General features: G+C 43.5%; 14 protein-coding genes. 8 read left to right on the top strand and 6 right to left on the bottom strand.

Annotated elements, in window-relative coordinates; genetic code table 11:
• Window positions 1-9: 9 nt before the first annotated feature.
• Both CTT31_RS17180 and CTT31_RS17185 read left to right on the top strand, forming a co-directional pair.
• Window positions 10-3,348, top strand: a complete 3,339-nt coding sequence (locus CTT31_RS17180; RefSeq protein WP_211858822.1) for an amidohydrolase family protein — start codon at window positions 10-12, stop codon at window positions 3,346-3,348.
• Between the two features lie 142 nt (window positions 3,349-3,490).
• A complete protein-coding gene (locus CTT31_RS17185) occupies window positions 3,491-6,793 on the top strand; it encodes a methyl-accepting chemotaxis protein (RefSeq protein ID WP_260491638.1) in 3,303 nt (1,100 codons plus the stop codon).
• Between the two features lie 77 nt (window positions 6,794-6,870).
• On the opposite strand, the gene CTT31_RS17190 is transcribed toward CTT31_RS17185, so the two are convergent.
• Together CTT31_RS17190 and CTT31_RS17195 are read right to left on the bottom strand one after the other, a co-directional pair.
• Window positions 6,871-7,641 (bottom strand): amidohydrolase, encoded by a 771-nt coding sequence (locus CTT31_RS17190; protein ID WP_260491639.1) that lies wholly within the window; start codon window positions 7,639-7,641, stop codon window positions 6,871-6,873.
• Window positions 7,629-8,768: a methionine aminotransferase gene (locus CTT31_RS17195; RefSeq protein ID WP_312026956.1), complete on the bottom strand. Its 1,140-nt coding sequence runs from the start codon at window positions 8,766-8,768 to the stop codon at window positions 7,629-7,631. Before CTT31_RS17195 ends, CTT31_RS17190 begins: the two co-directional genes overlap by 13 nt.
• Window positions 8,769-8,870: 102 nt before the next feature.
• Here CTT31_RS17195 and CTT31_RS17200 point away from each other — a divergent pair, with 102 nt between their 5' ends.
• From CTT31_RS17200 to CTT31_RS17210, 3 genes are read left to right on the top strand one after another with little or no spacing between them, the layout of a single operon-like run.
• Entirely contained in the window at window positions 8,871-9,485 is a 615-nt protein-coding gene (locus CTT31_RS17200) for a methylthioribulose 1-phosphate dehydratase (protein ID WP_010376449.1), read from the top strand.
• Window positions 9,482-10,168, top strand: a complete 687-nt coding sequence (gene mtnC, locus CTT31_RS17205; RefSeq protein ID WP_260491640.1) for an acireductone synthase — start codon at window positions 9,482-9,484, stop codon at window positions 10,166-10,168. The genes CTT31_RS17200 and mtnC overlap by 4 nt, the downstream gene beginning before the upstream one ends.
• Entirely contained in the window at window positions 10,165-10,707 is a 543-nt protein-coding gene (locus CTT31_RS17210) for a 1,2-dihydroxy-3-keto-5-methylthiopentene dioxygenase (RefSeq protein ID WP_095728830.1), read from the top strand. Before mtnC ends, CTT31_RS17210 begins: the two co-directional genes overlap by 4 nt.
• Before the next feature lie 23 nt (window positions 10,708-10,730).
• Here the strand turns inward: CTT31_RS17210 and CTT31_RS17215 are convergent, their stop codons facing one another.
• The 3 genes from CTT31_RS17215 to mtnA form a co-directional block, all read right to left on the bottom strand.
• Complete coding sequence (locus CTT31_RS17215; RefSeq protein ID WP_211858828.1) at window positions 10,731-11,126, bottom strand: hypothetical protein; 396 nt, start codon at window positions 11,124-11,126, stop codon at window positions 10,731-10,733.
• Window positions 11,127-11,425: 299 nt separating this feature from the next.
• Window positions 11,426-13,369, bottom strand: coding sequence for an alpha/beta hydrolase family protein (locus CTT31_RS17220; protein ID WP_211858829.1), 1,944 nt, complete (start codon window positions 13,367-13,369; stop codon window positions 11,426-11,428).
• A gap of 93 nt (window positions 13,370-13,462) precedes the next feature.
• Window positions 13,463-14,485: an S-methyl-5-thioribose-1-phosphate isomerase gene (mtnA, locus tag CTT31_RS17225; RefSeq protein WP_260491641.1), complete on the bottom strand. Its 1,023-nt coding sequence runs from the start codon at window positions 14,483-14,485 to the stop codon at window positions 13,463-13,465.
• 120 nt (window positions 14,486-14,605) lie between these two features.
• Between mtnA and mtnK the strand changes: the two genes are divergently transcribed.
• Window positions 14,606-15,808, top strand: coding sequence for an S-methyl-5-thioribose kinase (mtnK, locus tag CTT31_RS17230; RefSeq protein WP_260491642.1), 1,203 nt, complete (start codon window positions 14,606-14,608; stop codon window positions 15,806-15,808).
• A 75-nt stretch (window positions 15,809-15,883) separates the two neighbouring features.
• On the opposite strand, the gene CTT31_RS17235 is transcribed toward mtnK, so the two are convergent.
• Window positions 15,884-17,665 carry a DUF885 domain-containing protein gene (locus CTT31_RS17235; RefSeq protein ID WP_039493407.1) on the bottom strand — a complete coding sequence of 594 codons (1,782 nt, stop codon included), beginning with the start codon at window positions 17,663-17,665 and terminating at the stop codon, window positions 15,884-15,886.
• 384 nt (window positions 17,666-18,049) lie between these two features.
• Here CTT31_RS17235 and CTT31_RS17240 point away from each other — a divergent pair, with 384 nt between their 5' ends.
• Together CTT31_RS17240 and ubiE are read left to right on the top strand one after the other, a co-directional pair.
• Window positions 18,050-19,051 carry a GGDEF domain-containing protein gene (locus tag CTT31_RS17240; RefSeq protein WP_211858832.1) on the top strand — a complete coding sequence of 334 codons (1,002 nt, stop codon included), beginning with the start codon at window positions 18,050-18,052 and terminating at the stop codon, window positions 19,049-19,051.
• Between the two features lie 118 nt (window positions 19,052-19,169).
• Window positions 19,170-19,925 carry a bifunctional demethylmenaquinone methyltransferase/2-methoxy-6-polyprenyl-1,4-benzoquinol methylase UbiE gene (gene ubiE / locus CTT31_RS17245; RefSeq protein ID WP_010376465.1) on the top strand — a complete coding sequence of 252 codons (756 nt, stop codon included), beginning with the start codon at window positions 19,170-19,172 and terminating at the stop codon, window positions 19,923-19,925.

Genomic DNA, 19,925 nt, shown 5'->3' on the forward strand with positions numbered 1-19,925 from the left:
GGAACATCTATGTCATTTTTTAAATCACCATTAGCCATTGCTATTGGTGCTGCTGTGATCGGTTTGGCTCAGCCAGCCAGCGCTGATGATGCCGTTACAGCCACGCAAACAGAAGAGAAGTCAACCAAAGGCTGGGATGTGCTCAACCCTCCAGGTGAAAAGCAAACCATCACCATCGATACCAACGAAACCACATGGAGTAACTTAGATGTTAGCCCTGATGGTAAAAGCATCGTCTTTGATATGCTTGGCGACCTTTACATCATGCCAATTGGCGGTGGTAAAGCAACTGCCTTAACATCCGACATGGGCTGGAACATTCAACCTAAGTTTTCGCCTGATGGTAAACACATCGCATTTATCTCCGATCGCGCAGGTGGCGATAACCTGTGGGTGATGGACGTAGATGGCCAAAACCTGCGTCAGGTGTCAAAAGAAGTGAATAATATTGTTCACAACCCCGCATGGTCGCCGGATGGTCAATACATTGCAGTTAAGCAAGGTCAAGTAACGGGGCGTACCATCCCAGGTGGCTCTATTCGTATGTATCACATCAGCGGTGGTAAAGGCGTGTTGGTCCGTGAGCGTCTACATGGTGCAAAATCGCAAAAGAACGTTGCAGAACCCGCTTTTTCTCACGATGGCAAGAAAATCTATTACTCAGTTGATGCGACCTCTGGCGTGCGCTGGGAATATAACAAAAACTCGCTCGACGCTGTTTTCGAAATTCGTAGTTGGGATTTAGCAACCGGTGAAGAAGAGACCGTGATCCGTGGTGCTGGGGGTGCTATTCGTCCAACTGTCAGTCCTGATGGTAAATCTATTGCGTTTGTTAAACGCGAAGATAACGGCAATGAAATGATCGGTGCTTTGTATATTAAAGATCTACACTCTGGGGTCGAAACTCGTGTTTATGCTGGCCTTGATCGCGATTTACAAGAAGCCAATGGCGCACATGGCAACACGCCTTCTTTTGCTTACACGCCGGATGGTAAATCCCTCGTTTTTTGGGCGAAAGGGGTATTCAACCGCGTCAATATTGCATCGCACGAGGTCAACGTCATCCCTACTCGCGTTGTCGCTGAAAAACAAATCACACCGGCACTACGCTTTGCGGTAGATGTCGCACCTGACACCTTTAAAGTCAAACTTGCACGCTGGTCTCAAATTTCTCCTGATGGTGAAACTGCACTATTCCAAGCGCTTGGCTACCTTTACGTAAAAGACATTGCGTCAGGCAAAGTAAAACGCCTCACTAAGCAAACTGACCACTTTGAGTTCTACCCAAGCTATTCTCGCGATGGCAAGTCTATTGTTTACACAACTTGGAGTGATAAAGACTTAGGCGCAATACGTGTTGTATCTGCAAACGGTGGTAAAGGTAAAGTGATCACCCAAGAACCCGGTCACTATATATCACCTAGCTTTTCACCAAATGGCAAAAACGTGCTATTTAAAAAGGTAACTGGTGGCTACTTGCTAAGCGGTGACTGGTCAATGCATCCAGGGATTTATCTAGTTAATGCCAACGGCGGTGAAGCAAAACGCATTATTAAAAGCGGTGACAACCCGCACTTTGGAGCCGACTCTGAGCGCATTTACTTCTCCACCATGAGTGATGAAACACATCGCGAACTAAAAAGTGTTAACCTCAATGGTCAAGAAGAACGTAGCCACTTCAAAGGTGATTATGTCTTTGACTTTAAAGTCTCTCCAAATGGTCAATACGTTGCATTTATCGAGCATTTCAATACGTTTGTTGCACCTTTTACCAGTACAGGTAAAACCTTATCCATTAACAAGGGTGAGAAAGCTTTCCCAGTTAAGCAAGTGTCAAAGTACTCTGGTGATTTCCTAAATTGGAAAGCAGACAGCAGCGCGCTAACTTGGGCATTTGGTCCCACACTTTATCAGCGCAAACTGACTGACACTTTCGCTTTCGTCGATGGTGCATCTGACAACACCGACGAGCTAACCGCTGAAGGCATCGACTTGAGTTTTGAGCAAAAAGCAGATAAACCTGAAGGTATGATTGCGCTAGTTGGCGGTAAAGTAGTGACCATGCGTAACGCTGAGAACGAACAAGAAATCATCGACAATGGTGTGATCCTAATCAAAGAGAATCGCATCGTTGCAGTCGGTAAGCAAGGTGAGCTAGACGTTCCTAGCACAGCTAAAGTAATGGATATTAGCGGTAAAACCGTGATCCCAGGCCTTATCGATGCCCACGCGCATGGTAGTTACGGTAGCTATAACCTACAGCCACAGCAAAACTGGAATCAGTATTCTAACCTTAGCTTTGGTGTGACGACTATCCATGATCCATCAAATAACTCTGCCGAGGTATTTTCTATGGCAGAACTACAAAGAACGGGTTTAACGGTCGCGCCACGCACCTATTCTGTTGGACGTATTTTATATGCTGGCCACGCGCCGGGTTATAAAACACCAATCAGTAACCTTGAAGACGCAGAGTTCCACGTTAAACGCCTAAAAGACGCTGGCGCTATTTCAGTGAAGAGTTACAACCACCCTCGCCGTGAGACACGTCAGCAAGTATTGGAAGCGGCGAAGAACATGGAAATCATGGTTGTGCCTGAAGGTGGTTCAAAATTCCAACACAACATGAACATGATAGTCGATGGTCATACCGGTGTTGAACATGCCCTGCCGATCCCGAATATTTACTCTGATATCGAACAAATGTGGGGACAAACAAACGTTGGTTTTACGCCAACTTTTGTTGTGGCCTATGGCGGTATCTCTGGCGAAGAATACTGGTATCAACACACAAATGTATGGGAAAACGAGCGCTTAATGAGCTTCGTTCCTGAGTATGTGGTAAAGCCAAGATCAATTCGTCCAAGCAAAGCACCTGAACGTCACTATAACCATATCAATGTCGCCAAAACCGCAAAACAGCTTCGCGATAAGGGTGTGACTGTACACATTGGTGCTCACGGCCAGCGTGAAGGTCTAGCTGCACATTGGGAATTATGGTCTATGGCACAAGGCGGGTTTACACCTTGGCAGGCGCTTCGCAGCGGTACAATCGACGGTGCAAGATATCTAGGTATGGACCGTGACCTTGGTACGATTGAACAAGGAAAACTCGCCGATCTTGCCATCATAGATGGTGATGTGCTGTCTAACATCCGTGATTCGGAGAAAGTTGCCTACACCGTGATCAATGGCCGTGTCTACGATGCGGCAACCATGAATGAAATCGGCAACTATGACAATAAACGTCAGCCTTTCTTCTTCGAAAATGGCGCGCAAACCCAAATGCATCCAGCAACTGCTGAGTATATGGAAGAAAAGGCCCATACCTACCATTGGAAACACTAATACGTAGCACGATTGAAGCGTGAAACGTTAAGTTTACAAGCCCGGCTATCTAGATAGCCGGGTTTTTTATTTTTTGTCTAGATCTTAATCAATACTGTTCTATGCTGTTATAGGTACTTCCATAGCAACAGGGAATTAGGTTATGTCTGGGTTTTCGCAATTTTTTAACTCTCTTAATTTAACTAAAAAGCTGATTTTTGCATTTCTAATCGTCGCGCTCGTGCCGTTAATAGTAATTATTTCCATCGCACTTAATACCGCATCGAATGCCATGACAGCGCAAGTATATTCACAACTTGGTGCCGTTAGTGAGATCAAAAAAAGCGCGGTTAATCGCTACTTTAAGACCGTTGAGGATAAACTCGATGCCTTTACAGCAAACCCATTGCTTCCTGTGATTGCACAAGAGTTTATTACTAGCTTTCCTAGCGCTCAGGCCGATATTAACTATGCCAAATTATCTCGATTTTATGATGAAGTGTTCGTACCTAAATTCAATCAAGAAAACCCCGAAGATACGAGCACAGCAAGGCTCATTGGTAACATTTCAGAGTCTGGGCTTGCGCTGCAAGCACGTTACTTAGCAAGCAACCCCTACCCAGTTGGTGAAAAATACAAATTTATTGAAACCGGTCACTTAGATAGTTATGACCTTGCTCACCGCAGTTACCATCCATATATGCTTAATATCGCCGACATTTATGAGTTTTACGATATCTTTATCATTGACCCAAGTAATGGAAATATTGTCTATTCTGTATTTAAAGAGGTTGATTTTGCTACGTCACTAGAATCGGGTCCTTATGCCAATAGTAATCTAGCTTCTCTTTATCGAGAACTGAAGGACTCAACGGATCCGACAATCAGCGCTTTCGCAGACTACAAACAATACCTCCCCTCCTATAATGCACCCGCTAGTTTTATTGCCAAACCTATCGTGGTGAATGGCCAAACCGTTGCAATTGTAGCTGCACAGCTATCTATTGATGCCATCAATGCCATTATGACCGAGCGAGAAGGCTTGGGAGAAAGTGGTGAAACCTACCTAGTCGGCCCTGAGGGCCTGATGCGTTCAGACTCATTCTTAGATCCACAACATCATTCCGTGGTGAATTCATTTCGATACCCTGAACGCGGCAAGGTAGCCACGCTTGCAGTCTCTCAAGCATTAAATAATCAATCTGGACAACAGGTTATTGAAGACTACAACGGCGAGGCCGTGTTGTCTGCCTATACACCGGTGGAAGTCTTTAATACCCGTTGGGCACTGCTTGCCGAAATTGACGAAGCGGAAGCATTTGCTTCTATCACCTCGCTCTCTCAATACCTGATGATTATTTTAGCGGTCACTATAGTGTTAGTACTGATAGTCGCCTACTGGTTCTCAAAAACGCTTACCAAACCTGTTCACGAATTGGTAGAAACCATGAAATCAGTTGAGCAGGAAGGCAACTTTTCATTGCGAGCGCCCATTCGTAGCCACGATGAAATAGGCAACAGTGCACAGGCATTTAATTCACTACTGGATGCCTTACAGCTTTCTATCACTGAGGCTAATCGCGTCATGAATCAAATGGCCTCGGGTAAGTTTGACGACCGCATAAAAGTACCGTGTCGGGGCGAGCTTGAAACCCTAAAAGAAGCCACTAACCACTGTGCCAATACGTTAAGTCGAGCGATTTCTGAGCTCAACGAAATTTCCATTGATATGGCAAATGGTCGCTTCGATACCAAACTTAATGCCCCCATGTCTGGCGATTTAGAAAAGCTCAAAAATAATATTAACGATTCTTTGGCATCGATTAATTCGACTATGAACGGTATTGTTCATGTGATGACCAATATTGAGCAAGGTAACTTTAAGGAACAAGTCACCGTGCCCGCTAAAGGAAAATTAGCGCAACTTAAAGATTCGGTAAATAATTCCGTACGCAGCCTTAGCAGTGCGATTGACGGTATCAGCACGATTATGTCTGCACTACGCCAAGGCGACTTTTCTGCGCAACTCGATGCCCCTCTCGCAGGCCAATTAGATACCTTAAAACAAGATATCAACTCCAGCATGGCAAACCTAGACAGAGTAATGAAAGAAATAGGCACTGTGATGGCTGGCGTCAGCAACGGCGACTTTAAACAACAAGTGGACGTAGCAGCAACGGGTCAGCTCGCGCAACTTAAAGATAATATCAATGCTTCTGTGACCGCCGTTGATGTTGCTATCTCGGAAATCTCTACGGTGATGATGGCTATTAGCCATGGTCGATTTGACCGCACCATTCAATCTGCGATGTCTGGTCAGCTCGATAATCTCAAAGGTGATATTAACCGTTCGGTCGAGAACCTCAATCAAGTCATTGAAGAACTCGGCAGCGTAATGGGCGCAATGTCCGAAGGAGACTTTAGTCAAAAAATAGAGTTGCCACTACAAGGTCAACTGCAACAACTTAAAGAGAATGTAAATGACTCGACTTTACAGGTCTCTGGGGCTATCTCCGAAGTCAGCAGTGTGTTGGCTAACGTTGCTCAAGGTGACTTAAGTAACCAAGTAAAGGGTGAATATTTTGGCGTGTTTAAGTCTCTTCAGAATGACACCAATACCACAATTAAAAAACTCACCAGTGTAATCGAAGGGATCCAAGCCGCAGCAAATTATGTTGCTCAAAGTGCCGGTGAAATAGCGGCAAGTAACACCGAAATCAGCCAACGCACAGAAGAGCAAGCAGCAAACTTAGAAGAAGCCAGTGCCAGCACCGGCAATATGTTAGATGAACTCACTAAGGTTTCAAACCAATCTGGTGATGCCGTAGGACTAGCAACAAACGCAGAAAACATAGCCAAAGAAGGAGGCAGTTTATCTGCCCAAACCGTAGCTGCAATAATTGAAGTGAACAAAGCCAGTAAAGACATTAATGAGATTGTATCGGTGATTGATGGACTTGCGTTTCAAACCAACCTGCTGGCACTAAATGCTGCCGTTGAAGCGGCACGAGCGGGAGAAAATGGCCGTGGCTTTGCTGTCGTTGCAAACGAAGTACGAGAGCTGGCAGGGCGTAGCGCCGCTTCAGCAAAGCAAATTAAAGAAATTATCTCTAACAGTAATCAGAAGGTAGAGCAAGGTACTGAGCTTGCCAATAGTTCCGGTGAAAAGCTGCAACAAATCGTTGGTGCCGTGAGTGATGTAAATAACAACATCATTAAAATCAATGAGTCGACTTCAATGCAGCAACAAGCCATTAAAGAAGTGGACTTGGTGGTGCAAAGGCTAACGGATCTTATTCAAGAAAACTCTGCAATTACCGAAGAAACGATGGCAGCGGCGAGGCAAATGGCTGAGCAAGCCCATGAAATGCGTACCCAGTTGAGCTATTTCCGTTTATCAAAGAATGATTATAGTTCCACTAGCAGAGAAGGTGAATTGCTTGTGCATCAATATAATGCATCTTAGAACCTGTTGATCTTTGATAGTTAAATCATGCCCAACTAAGCCTTTAGTTGGGCATGTTATGCATGTACCAATGTGTATTATGCCAGCGTAAATTTATCCGCATCGAGATGGGCTGGAAATTTAGCTTTATACTGTTGCAAGTCGCTCAGTTTTAGCTTTACGGTAATAACTTCTGCTTGGTCATCTGCTGCCGAAACAAGACTATTACCATTGAAGTCAATCGCTTTTGTACCACCATTATGCGCGGTGCCATACCCATCTTCACCTACGCGATTTACCGCAAGCACAAAGCACTGATTCTCGATTGCACGAGCAGCCAGTAAAGTATCCCAATGATTTCGGCGTGCCGCTGGCCAGTTTGCAATATTAATCATAACCTCATAATCGTTCTGATTACGCTGAAATACTGGGAAACGTAAGTCATAGCAGATCTGCGGTAAGAATTTAATGCCTTTTAATTCGAACACTTCACGATGCTCACCAGCAACGACAAAATCACCTTCATTACCCAAACAAAATAAGTGTCTTTTGTCATAATGAAGTATCTTTCCATCCGGCTGGCACCACACCATACGGTTGGCCTTTTTATCTCCTTGCGGAACCAGTACGCTGCCTGCTACAACAGCCTGAAAGCGCTGAGCACATTGCTGTAAAAACTCGATGGCTGCATCAGCATAGCGCTCAACATCCGGCTCTTTTACGGCGAAGCCGGTAGCAAATGTTTCTGGTAGCAAAATTAAATCGCTTGGCTCGACATTTTCTAGCAAACGTTCAATATGGGTAAAGTTGGCCTCAGGTGAAAGCCACTGGATATCTGTTTGAACAAGGGTAACGGTTAAAGTTGACATAAGCGTTTTGCAGCCTCTTCTAATGTCTGGTTTTCCTTAGCAAAGCACAATCGAATGACTTTGTCTTGGGTCGCTTGCTGATAAAAAACGCTGAGCGGTACAGCAGCCACCCCAACCTGCTCGACTAAATAACGGCAAAAAGCAACATCATCTAAATCAGAAATATCACTATAATCAAGCAGCAAAAAATACGTGCCTTCACTTGGCAACAAAGTAAATCGGCTTGACGCTAACGCCTTAACCAGAACATCGCGTTTTTGTTGATAAAATCCACTCAGCTCATCAACGTGCTCAGGGTGTTCAGCAAGCATATCAGCCAATGCAAGTTGTGCCGGAGTGAAACTTGAGAACGTTACATACTGATGGATTTTTCTAAATTCAACAGTCATTTGCTTTGGCGCCACACAGTAACCCATTTTCCAGCCTGTACTATGAAAGGTTTTACCAAAGCTAGAGATCACAAACGCACGCTCAAACAATGCTGGATCAGTTAATGCGCTCAGATGGGGCAAACCATCAAAGGTAATATGTTCGTATACTTCATCACTGATCAATAACAAGTCATGCTGATTTAGCAGCTGTTTTAGTTGCTCTAAATCTGACGGCTTCAGCGTTTTAGCCGACGGGTTATGCGGTGTATTGATGATAATAGCACGGGTATTTGGGTTGATACTCACTGCGACTTGTTGCCAATCAATTTGGTAATGCGGCGCAGTCAATGCAATATGCACGGCTTTTCCGCCAGCGAGTTCAATTGCAGGCTCATAAGAGTCGTAAGCTGGATCGAATACAATAACTTCGTCCCCTTCAGATACTATTGCCTGAATTGCCACGAAGAGTGCTTCCGTTGCACCCGAGGTCACCGTGATCTGTTCTTGTCCTGAAACACTCACCTGATAGCGACGTTCAATTAATGCCGCAACTTGTGCTTGCAAGCTCGGTACGCCGGCAGAAGGCGAATACTGGTTTTGACCTTCGCTAACATAGTGGCTCAGTTGCGATTTTAGGTAATCAGGCGCATCAAACTCCGGAAAGCCTTGCGATAAGTTGATCGCACCATGCTCGTTCGCTAATGCCGTCATTTGGCTAAATATACTAATTCCAACCTGAGGTAACTTACTTTTCACTGCAACACTCTCTTTCTTATGGTGCTAATCGTGAGTGGATGCTATCATTGCTCAAAATAGATGTATAGCCGTCCAAACGCATTTAATTTATAGGTGTTAACTATGCACACACAAGCCGCAAAACTCGCGCTTATCGACGCAGGAGCTTGGGTTGCTCAGCAAGGCTGGGTTCCCGCGACTGGTGGTAATTTCTCTATCAAAACAGACTCTGGCTTTGTTGTCACGGCCAGCGGCTTTGATAAAGGTAAATTAACACCAGAACAATTTCTGGAATTAGACGCCACAGGCACCATCATTGCCGGTAGTGGCAAGCCTTCAGCCGAAACTGCATTGCACCTAAAATTATATGAATTATGCGTGGGTGCACAGTGTATATTACACACTCATTCCGTTGCTGCGACTGTGTTATCACGGTTTATTCAAGGCGAGCAATTTCAGATCTGTGGTTATGAAATGCAAAAGTCACTGTCTGGCATTCAATCGCATGAAGAAACCTTATCCATTGCTATTTTTGATAACGATCAGGATATAGAGCGGCTAGCACAGCGCGTGGCGCAATCTCATCAAACTACACCGGTTATACACGGTGTATTGATCCGAGGTCACGGGTTATACGCAGTGGGCCGTACAGTGCAAGAAACTCGTCGTCATATTGAGGGCTTAGAGTTTTTATTTGCCTGCGAATTAGAACGCATTAAATTGGAGGGGCGCCAATGATCAAAGCCATTTTAACAGATATTGAAGGGACAATTACCCGTATCTCATTTGTTAAAGAGATACTATTCCCGTATGCCGCTGCGCATTTACCGCAATTTATTCGCGACCATCAGCATGACACCGCCGTTGCCGAGCAAATTAGTGCCGTCAGAGCAGAATTGAATAATGCTAACGCTGATATTGATACCGTGATTGCCGCACTACTTGAGTGGATCGCCGCGGATAAAAAAATCACGCCATTAAAACAGCTGCAGGGTCTCGTTTGGCAGTTTGGCTACACAAATGGCGATTTTACCGGGCATTTGTATGAAGATGCCTACCAGTTTTTAACACAACAAAAAACGAACGGCCGCGACCTCTACGTGTATTCGTCGGGCTCAGTGAAAGCGCAGCAGCTACTGTTTGCGCACTCAGACTATGGTGATATTCGCCCGCTATTTAGCGACTACTTTGATACTAAAGTGGGTGCCAAGCAGGAAGTCTCGTCGTATCAGAACATTATTGCAGCCCTACCGTATGAAGCAGAGCAAATCCTCTTTTTAAGCGATATTGTTGCCGAGCTAGACGCAGCAAAGGCCGCTGGTATGCACACATTACAACTGTTTAGAGATGCACAAACAACATCACCTGAACATCCAGTTATATCAAGCTTTGACCATTTTGATGAAGGGGCATTTTCATGAGTCAACTGACTATCTACCAAGTACAGAATCCAAGCCAAGCTTTGCAACAAGAGCAAGACGCAAACATCATCGCATCTTTGCTCGCAGAGCAAGGCGTACGCTTTGAACAATGGCAGGCTAACACCGATATCACAGCTGAAATGTCACAAGACGACATTATTAATGCCTACCAGAGCGATATTGAAAGAATAAAGACGCAAGGTGGTTATCAAACTGTCGACGTGATTTCACTCGCAAAGGGCAACCCTAGTGCCTCGGAGTTGCGACAAAAATTTCTTTTTGAACATACTCATAGCGAAGATGAAGTACGTTTTTTTGTTAAAGGACAAGGGCTATTCTGCTTACACTTAAACGATAAGGTTTACCAAGTTTTATGTCAGCAAGGTGACCTAATCTCAGTACCAGAAAATACGCCTCATTGGTTCGATATGGGTAGCGATCCAGAATTTACCGCCATTCGCCTATTCAATAATCAAGAGGGTTGGGTTGCAAAAAGCACGGACTCTGAAATTGCAAAGCAGTTTCCATTACTTGATTAATACAAGTCTAAATACTCACAGTGCTAACGAAGCGCTGTGAGTACTTGCTTACTCATGTTAGGCTCGCAACCTTCAACAAAATACACACCGATATGGTTATCACGATAAGCGTGATTATATTTACCGAAAAAATCTGCTTGAAACTTAAATCCAGCGTTATCCAACTCAATCAAAAGTTTATCCACCACATCCCACGACATTGTTAGCGGTGAAAAAAGCAAAGTATTTGTGTGCATGCCGGTAGGAATTTCAGCCTCAGAGGGCGATATAACTAAGCTATCTGTCGTATCGATAAACAATTGTTCAAACACCTGAGGGGGGCAACTTGCAACTATATGGATGTAGGTTTTTTGCGGCTGAATAGAGTGGCAACTGCATAAGGCCAGTACAACCACACCAATAATGAACCATCCCTTCATTAGCGACTTTCCTTACTTCAAAATCCCCATAGTAGTACAGCTTGTCCCCAAAAATAAAATGAAGATTTTGTGACTACTTCACGAAAAAAGCGGTAAGCAAAACGCATTTGCGTGCCAATAGCAGGCTATTAGCACGCAAATTCAACGTGATCAGCACCAAGTCAGTACCATAGAGGCGTTACATACTTAAATACTACAGAGTAATCAACAGCATGCTGCGATGCTCAGAAACAAAACTGTAGCTAATATAGCTTTAAATTACAAAGTTCTAAGTAGCTCTTCCTTCACTTCCATAAAAACTATAACTGCAGAGGTTCTTCTAGGAATTCGAGCACTTTCTTAAAGTATTTCAGACGATGTTCCGGTTTATAGAAACCATGCCCTTCATCTTCAAGTAAGTAATACTGATAAGACTTATCAGCCTTTTTCAGTGCATCAATTAAAGATTCCGCTTGTTCAATTGGCGCTCTTTGGTCCTCACCACCATGTACGATAAGGACAGGAACCTTAAGCTTATCGACATTATAGCTTGGAGAAAATGCCTTTAACTGTTTCTCATCGGTACCAAGTACACGTTCTAAATATGCGACCCCTGAGCTACGCTGAGCAACATCACCTTCTTCAAACATCAGTGGTAAATCGTATACACCAACAACACCGACTGCACATTGGAATAAGTCGGGTTCTAATATTGCGCTTTGCAATGCAGAATAACCGCCAAAACTTGCCCCCATAATACAAATCCGCTTTTTATCGACGATACCTTTGGAGATTAAGTCACGGGTTCCATCAATGATGTCATATTGAATTTCCTTGCCCCACTTTTGGTAGCCAAGCACTTCAAATGCATCTCCATAACCACCAGAACCTCGAAAGTTAACTTGTAATACAGCCATTCCTCTGCTCGCTAGCATTTGTACCTCAGGGTCAAACTGCCAATAATCTCTTGGCCCATGAGGTCCACCATGAGGCATAACAATCAGAGGAAGGTTTTTCTTTTCTGCGTTTATTGGTGTTGTGAGATATCCATGAATAGTAAGTCCATCACGGCTTGTGAATTTAACAGGCTCGACTGTAGACATTTGATTTGGTTTAATCCAGCCTCTTGCAGACGCCAGATATTTCATTTTGTTGGCTTTACTATCATAAAGGTAATAATCCCCAGGATTGGTATCGCTGCTTGCGAATACAACCACTTGTCCACCATCTCTCGTGCTACTTACAATACGTATTTGATTTCCAGGGATCGAAGCTATCAGAGACTTTAAGCGTTGACTCCAATCAGCACTTTCATCAATAAATGCATAGGTAGGATATCCGGGGTCTAGTTCAATAGCGAAAGGGGATTTATCAATCGGATCTATCCATACTTTTGTTGGATCAACCACTTTATCTTGAAAAACATGAGTAAGTTTTTTGCTTTCTAAGCCTAATTTATAGAAGGCCATGGGCTCACCAGCCGTAGATGCTGAAAGATAAACTGACGTTCCAGATTTATCGAATCCATGCATCCAGAAATCATCTAAGTTGTTTTCTAATGTGAGCTCAGCCCATTTTGAGCCTGCTTCTTCACGGATGAACACTAATGAATTGCCATCATCATCCTCAGACACAACGGCGCGAACCTCTCCTTGGTGATCGGTCAAAAAGCGCCCCATTTTTTTTGGAGAATTTGTCACTTTGCGTCTGACACCAGTATGAACGTTAACCTCGTAAACTCGTGTAGTAGGCTCTTTCGAGCCAGTCCAAGGATAGGTCACAATCAACATCTTGTTTTCGTCATTGACCAAAGGGTCAAGAATATAAGATGTGCCATACAGCGGGGTAGCTTTGCGCAAACGAGACCCCGTTTGTCCCTCACCTTGGTAACCCACCAAATATTTACCACGGCTTCCATCTACATTTACGCCGAATAACTCACCATGAAACTCAGGGTGATCTTTCCAGCCTCTAATATATTCCTTTTCTAATACCACACGGTCATCATTCACCCATTCATAGCGGCCAATTTGAGCATTGTCATTGAATCGCACGGCGTGAATGAGTTTGAATTTATCAAGTTGTAAAAAACCTAATGTGTTTTTACCTTCCCTTTTTGTGATAAAGCTAAGATATTCTCCGTTAGGTGATATCTTTACATCGGAAAACTCACTACCTTTACTAAACGACTCTAGTGGTATTTCCTGTTTAGCGAATGCCTTAGCAGCTAAGGGCAACAACATCAAAGCAATAAACTTCTTCATCCTGTTTTACTTTCTCCATTTATATCGAAGCACAAAATGGGTACATTTTAACAAGATTTTTGATTTACGAGTAGTTAAAGTAATTACAAATGTTTAACTTTGTGAAAATACACCTAGGGCAACATCATCACCCGTAAACAACCCCGTATCTAACACCCATCCGGTGATCAAACTCGCTGGTGTAACATCGAATGCTGGGTTGTATACCTCAGCATTGTTGGGTGCCCATTGGCAATCACCAAAACTACCACTGACACCTGTTACTTCGCTTTTGGCGCGTTGTTCGATTGGAATGGCTGCGCCATTTGGACAACTGCGATCTAATGTTGTGATCGGGGCAACCACATAAAAAGGAATATTATGGAAATGGGCTAACACCGCGAGATTATAAGTGCCGACTTTATTCGCAAAATCACCGTTTGCCGCAATCCTATCTGCCCCCACAAAGACTTTATCGACTTTACCCGCCGCCATTAAACTCGCAGCCATATTGTCACAAATTAGCGTGTATGGGATTTGCCATGTATCTAGCTCGAACGCAGTAAGCCTACCACCTTGTAACAGTGGCCTGGTCTCATCAACCCAAACATGAATGTCACCATGTTGTTTTGCAGCATGATAGATTACGCCAAGAGCGGTGCCTACACCGGCCGTTGCCAGCGCGCCAGTATTACAGTGAGTAAGAATATTGTCTCCCGCATTCACAAGCTCCGCACCAATGTTTGCCATACGGTCGCATAACGCAGTGTCTTCTTCAAATAACTGTTCAGCGGTTGTGATCACTTGTTGTTGCCAATCAATCGCTTGCAACGCTTCACGCAATTTCGCCATGCAGTGCATTAAATTCACCGCAGTAGGGCGCGTGGCCTCAAGTTCATCTATCGAACGGGCTATTGCGTCTTTATCTTCTCCTTGTTCGACGAGATAACCAATTAACAAACTTGCCGCTAAACCGATAAGCGGAGCGCCGCGAACCTTAAGTGTCAGAATGAGCTCGCTCATCGTCGCAACGTCGCGGCATTCATGCCACACCTGTTGATGTGGCAGTAAGTATTGATCCAATACCTGTACCACGCCCGATTCAAATTTAAGACTACGTGCAATTAAGGTTTTCATGACATCCCGCTCTTTCAAAGTGTACTAATGATATTTTACATCAAGATATAAAGAAGTATAGACATCTAAACACTTAAAAATATAGAATGCTAACAGCAAATATCCACAAGGTGCTGAAACATGTCGAGCTACATTGAATTTGATGCAGAAAAAGTTATTGATTACATTACTAATTTAGGAAGCTTCTTTGATAAAGATGCAACCTTATCTTGTTATGAATTTGGTGATGGCAATCTGAATTTGGTTTTCCGCGTACAAGATACGCAAGAAAATAGCATCATCGTCAAGCAAGCTTTGCCTTACGCTCGATGTGTGGGTGAGAGCTGGCCACTGACGTTAGACAGAGCCAGAATTGAAGCCAGTGTATTACAGCGCCATGGTGAGATCTGCCCAGATACCACAGCAAAAGTGTTGCACCATAATACGGAGTTAGCACTAACTGTGCTGGAAGATCTTGGTCATCTACGCATTTTACGCAGTGAATTAAACCAAGCGAACACCTTTACAAGGCTCAGCAAAGACGTCGCAAATTATCTAGCAAAAACCAGCTTTTACCACTCAAGCTTTTATTTAACACCGAGTGAAAAGAAAGCCCTAGTCACCGAGTTTACTAATCCTGAGCTATGCGCAATCACAGAAGATTTATTCTTTGACGACCCATACCGCGATGCTGAAAGAAACAACTTTCCAGAGGCGTTGCAATCGTCTGTGGAAATACTGAGAAAAAATAAGACGTTATTAGTTGAAGTGGCAAAACTCAAAGCCCAATTTCTCAATGCACCAGAAACTTTACTTCACGGTGATGTCCATACAGGCAGTATTTTCGTCGACGCAGAGCACACTAAGCTAATCGATCCAGAGTTTGGCTTTTTTGGCCCCATAGGCTTTGATTTAGGCTCATTTATCGGCAATTTACTGCTTAACTACTGTGCCCAACATGCTCGTATTAACGCTCTGCCAAAACGTCGAAATATGCAGGTGTATTTACTCGATAATATCGCCACCACCCTATCTAACTTCTATGCCACTTGGCTTGAACTGGCGAAAACACAAACACGCGATCTCTCATTGCAAGCAGATGGCTATGCGGAATACTTCCTCACTAAGGTACTGCAAGACGCGGTTGGTTATTGTGGGTGTGAATTGATCCGCCGCACCATTGGTCTCGCACATGTTGCAGACATTGATGCGATTGAAGATGAAGACGCGCGCTTAGCGGTACAACAGCGAGCACTACACTTAGGTGAACAGCTCATCATTAATGCCAATAAATGCCGAACGACCGACGATGTATATCAGCTAATTATTAGTTTTGTAAACTAAACTAGCTTAGGCTAATAAAATGATAAAAGCCCAAGGTTACTACTTTGGGCTTTTTTATTAGAGGGATAATCTCGATTACTTACGCGCTTGATTCATCGTGGTTTCAATATATTTGTCGATTTGCTCTTCAAGCACAAATAATGGCACAGAGCCATGACGTAAGATTTGGTGGTGAAATTCACGGATATCAAATTGATCACCCAGTGCTTTTTCCGCTTTGCGACGTAGCCGCTTAATGGTTAGTTCACCAATTTTGTATGACAGTGCTTGAGCTGGCCACGAGATATAACGATCAGTCTCCGTTTTAACATTATGTAAGGACAAGGCAGTGTTGTCTTTCATAAAGTTCATCGCTCGTTCGCGGCTCCAGCCAAACATATGCATGCCGGTGTCTACAACCAAACGAGCCGCTCGCCACATCTCGTAGGTTAAACGACCAAAATCACTGTAAGGGTCTTGATAGAACCCCGCTTCGATACCCAAAAATTCAGAATATAACCCCCACCCTTCACCAAAAGCTGAAATATATTCGTTACGACGATATTCCGGTAGGTAATCAAGCTCGGCATTCAAGGAGATCTGCAAATGGTGACCAGGCACGGCCTCATGTAGAGTCAATGCTTCTAATACGTATAACGGGCGCTTATCCAGTGCGTAGGTATTTACCCAATAGTAGCCTGCATCAGTATCACTGCGTGCCCCCGAATAACGCCCAGTCGTATATTTAGGCGCAATGCTCGCAGGTACTGGGGCGACGCCGTATGGCTTTCTTGGTAATGTATGGAATAGCTTAGGTAGCTGAGCATCCATCTTCTTTGCTATATATGCAGCTTCTTTAAGTAACGCTTCGGGGGTTTTGGCATAAAACTGTGGATCGGTTCTTAAGAACTGCACAAAGTCGGCAAAAGATCCCTTAAAGCCTACTTTTTTAATAATTTTTTCCATCTCCGCACGGATCCGAGCCACCTCTTTGAGACCAAGTTCGTGGATCTCCTTAGGCGTCATATTCGTGGTGGTATAGTATTTCGCTCGATTCGCATAAAACGCCTCACCATTTGGTGTCGAAGAAATTCCAATTTCAGTTCTCGCCGCAGGACGATACTCATTGACAAAGAAATTAAGGTAATCTTGATACGCTGCGATCACATCGCCTTTAATAATCTTTTTGGCACGCTGTTGCAGTGCTTTAAATTCGGTATCAGGCAAACCCGCTTGGTTTTGTGTAAACGGGCCATAAAACTCGGATTTTGTCACATCATCAACGATATAAGCTTCGATAGAACTTTCATAACCTTCAAGCACCGCTTTCGGCTGAGTCAAGCCAACCGCTATACCTTCTTTCATCCAGTCGATATTTTGCTCAAAATAGCGTGGAACCTGCTGCAAACGTGCCAAATATAGCTCGTAACCAGCACGTTTCTTAAAGTCATGACTCGAGATCATAAAAGACAGACCGGAATGAAAACCGTATTCCGAGGTGAGCGGCATATAATGGCTATGAAACCGATATTCATCGACGTTATTCTGCACTTGTGCACGCAATATCGTGAGATTGATTTGGTTTTCCTCACTTAGCGCTGAAGTGTCGATATTATCGAGCTGAGCCAAAAACTGTAGACGCTGCTGATTTGTGGTCGCCAACTTTTCTGCACTGAGGTTTGGTAGCAGAAACTCTGCTTTTGTATCACTGCGACCATAGGCATTGTTATCACTTCTAAATTTCATAACGCTGCCAGCTATTTGAGTAAACTCAGCGTTATTGTCAGTTCCGGTAATAGCACAACCAGATAAGGCGACAGTTAAATAAACGGCGACGCTTGAACGTTTAGTCCACAGCTTTAATTTTGGTGATAACACGCTGACTTCCTCAATACTTTGTTGTTACTCAGTTCGCGGTAAAGTAGCCAAAAAATAATGATTATCCATCGCTCTGAGCTTTGTTATGGTGAAATGAACTTTCTGCTAGTCAAAGTAGGAGAGTCCCGTAACAGATGCAACTTAATTCGATAGAATCACGAATATCTCAGATCGAATACAATTTACCCAACCTAGTAAAAATTGATGAGAAAATCAGCAATTCAACAAAAAAATGTAAATTTTCTATTTCAAAGACAAATTTTTTACTTTTAAATTCGGACGATACAGATTAATGTAGGTCTAGTGCAATTAGGACAAGAGTTACACCGAAGGAGCTGGTGGTAGTTCATTAACGTTTGATAATTAATTGTTGTGGTAAATGAAATGATGTTCCATGATCCCATGGCTGTTGCCCAAGAAAAAATGACACAGGTGTGCCTGTTTTTAGAGCAACATCATTTGCCGCCTACGCCTTTAAATTATCAGGTTGCTTATACCCATATTAGCGCCACGAACAAAGATCTCGACTGTGCCATCAACAAAGCCATCAAAGCGCACACAAAAATAGACTGTGTATTCATTGAGCAACTCTACTATCAGTTTCTAGATCAAGGACAAAAAACACAATCTGAATTGCTTGAAGGTGTTGATTCTTTGGTGACTGAATTACACGAAAATGCAGAAACCTCACAAAAGCAGGTTATTCGCTTTGCCCAACAAGTCAGTCAATGTGTGCATAATTTAGATGAACACAACATTCAAAAGAGTAAGCGCGCACTATCAACACTCACCAAACAAACTGAGCTATTGCTAAAACAGCACAAACAATTTAAACAAGCGTTAATAAAATCGCGTTTAGATTATGAACGTAATCAAAAGTTACTACTCGACTTGCGTAAACAACACTTATTAGACCCACAAACGGGTCTTTATAAGCGTCACTATCTTCATCAAAAAGTGTCCCTATGGCAATCGCAGCAAAAATCCGTCTGTGCGCTTTCTATACAAGTTGATAACCTTGACGAGTTTTCAACGCGGTTTGGTGATGTTGTGGGTGAAGTTGTGCTTAATCGTATCGCCAATAATATCAAACGTTATGTCGTTGAAAGCGGCTTACCTGGTCGCACCGGTAAAAAAGAATTCACGGTTATCCTTGCCGATGTAGATTTAGATACCGCGAGTGTTATCGCGGAAAAAGTGCGTAAAGGTGTTGAGCGATTAAAGTTTGTCAGCGCGAAAGGGAAAATTCCATTACCTAATGTGTCTCTGGCCCTTGGGATAGCCCAACTTGCACCAGAGCAAGACTTTAATATGTTGGCAAAACGCGCAGGTTACGCTGCACAGAAAGCACATTCTCTCGGCCAACACTGTTATATTAGTCACTGATCCGCAATATCCTCTTTTGTTTGCATTTTCAACAATACAACACGGATAAGAAATTGCACCTACGGCTACCAATCAAGTACACTAGCAACCATAGTTGCAGAGTAATGATGGAACCCACATGAAAGAGTCACAAGACAATACTACCCACTTTGGATACAAAACAGTCGAGACCGACAAAAAAGCCTCTATGGTTGCAGACGTATTTCATTCTGTAGCTGCAAAATACGACATCATGAATGATCTGATGTCATTCGGTATCCATCGTTTGTGGAAGCGTCAAACTATTGCCTGCTCTGGTGTACGCGCTGGTCACAAAGTACTTGATCTTGCTGGCGGTACGGGTGATTTAACCGCAAGATTTAGCGAATTAGTTGGTGATAAAGGACAAGTTGTTTTAGGTGATATTAACGACTCAATGCTTAAAGTAGGCCGCGAAAAATTACGCGATTCGGGACTTGTTGGCAATATTGAATACGTTCAAATGAACGCAGAAATGCTGCCATTTGACGATAATACTTTTGATGTCATCACTATTGCCTTTGGTTTACGTAACGTAACTGATAAAGATAAAGCATTGCGCTCAATGTACAGAGTACTAAAGCCAGGTGGACGCTTACTGGTACTTGAATTTTCAAAGACCGATAACGAGGCGCTGGCAAAGCTGTATGATATGTATTCATTTACACTATTACCTGCAATGGGCAAATTAGTTGCAAATGACAGTGAGTCTTATCGCTACCTTGCAGAATCTATTCGCATGCACCCAGATCAAGAAACGCTAAAATCCATGATGGATGAAGCCGGTTTTGAACAAACTGACTACCAAAATATGACCGGAGGCATCGTCGCCCTTCATCGCGGCTTTAAATTCTAG

This window comes from Pseudoalteromonas maricaloris (assembly GCF_024746855.1).
In the GTDB taxonomy this organism is placed as follows: Bacteria; Pseudomonadota; Gammaproteobacteria; order Enterobacterales; family Alteromonadaceae; genus Pseudoalteromonas; species Pseudoalteromonas maricaloris.

Excerpts from the sequence above, each read along its gene's own strand:
- CTT31_RS17240 (WP_211858832.1), top strand. The coding sequence starts at position 18,050 with ATGATGTTCCATGATCCCATGGCTGTTGCCCAAGAAAAAATGACACAG.
- CTT31_RS17210 (WP_095728830.1), top strand. The coding sequence starts at position 10,165 with ATGAGTCAACTGACTATCTACCAAGTACAGAATCCAAGCCAAGCTTTG.
- CTT31_RS17185 (WP_260491638.1), top strand. The coding sequence starts at position 3,491 with ATGTCTGGGTTTTCGCAATTTTTTAACTCTCTTAATTTAACTAAAAAG.
- mtnC (WP_260491640.1), top strand. The coding sequence starts at position 9,482 with ATGATCAAAGCCATTTTAACAGATATTGAAGGGACAATTACCCGTATC.
- CTT31_RS17190 (WP_260491639.1), bottom strand. The coding sequence starts at position 7,641 with ATGTCAACTTTAACCGTTACCCTTGTTCAAACAGATATCCAGTGGCTT.
- mtnK (WP_260491642.1), top strand. The coding sequence starts at position 14,606 with ATGTCGAGCTACATTGAATTTGATGCAGAAAAAGTTATTGATTACATT.
- CTT31_RS17180 (WP_211858822.1), top strand. The coding sequence starts at position 10 with ATGTCATTTTTTAAATCACCATTAGCCATTGCTATTGGTGCTGCTGTG.
- mtnA (WP_260491641.1), bottom strand. The coding sequence starts at position 14,485 with ATGAAAACCTTAATTGCACGTAGTCTTAAATTTGAATCGGGCGTGGTA.
- ubiE (WP_010376465.1), top strand. The coding sequence starts at position 19,170 with ATGAAAGAGTCACAAGACAATACTACCCACTTTGGATACAAAACAGTC.
- CTT31_RS17215 (WP_211858828.1), bottom strand. The coding sequence starts at position 11,126 with ATGAAGGGATGGTTCATTATTGGTGTGGTTGTACTGGCCTTATGCAGT.
- CTT31_RS17220 (WP_211858829.1), bottom strand. The coding sequence starts at position 13,369 with ATGAAGAAGTTTATTGCTTTGATGTTGTTGCCCTTAGCTGCTAAGGCA.
- CTT31_RS17200 (WP_010376449.1), top strand. The coding sequence starts at position 8,871 with ATGCACACACAAGCCGCAAAACTCGCGCTTATCGACGCAGGAGCTTGG.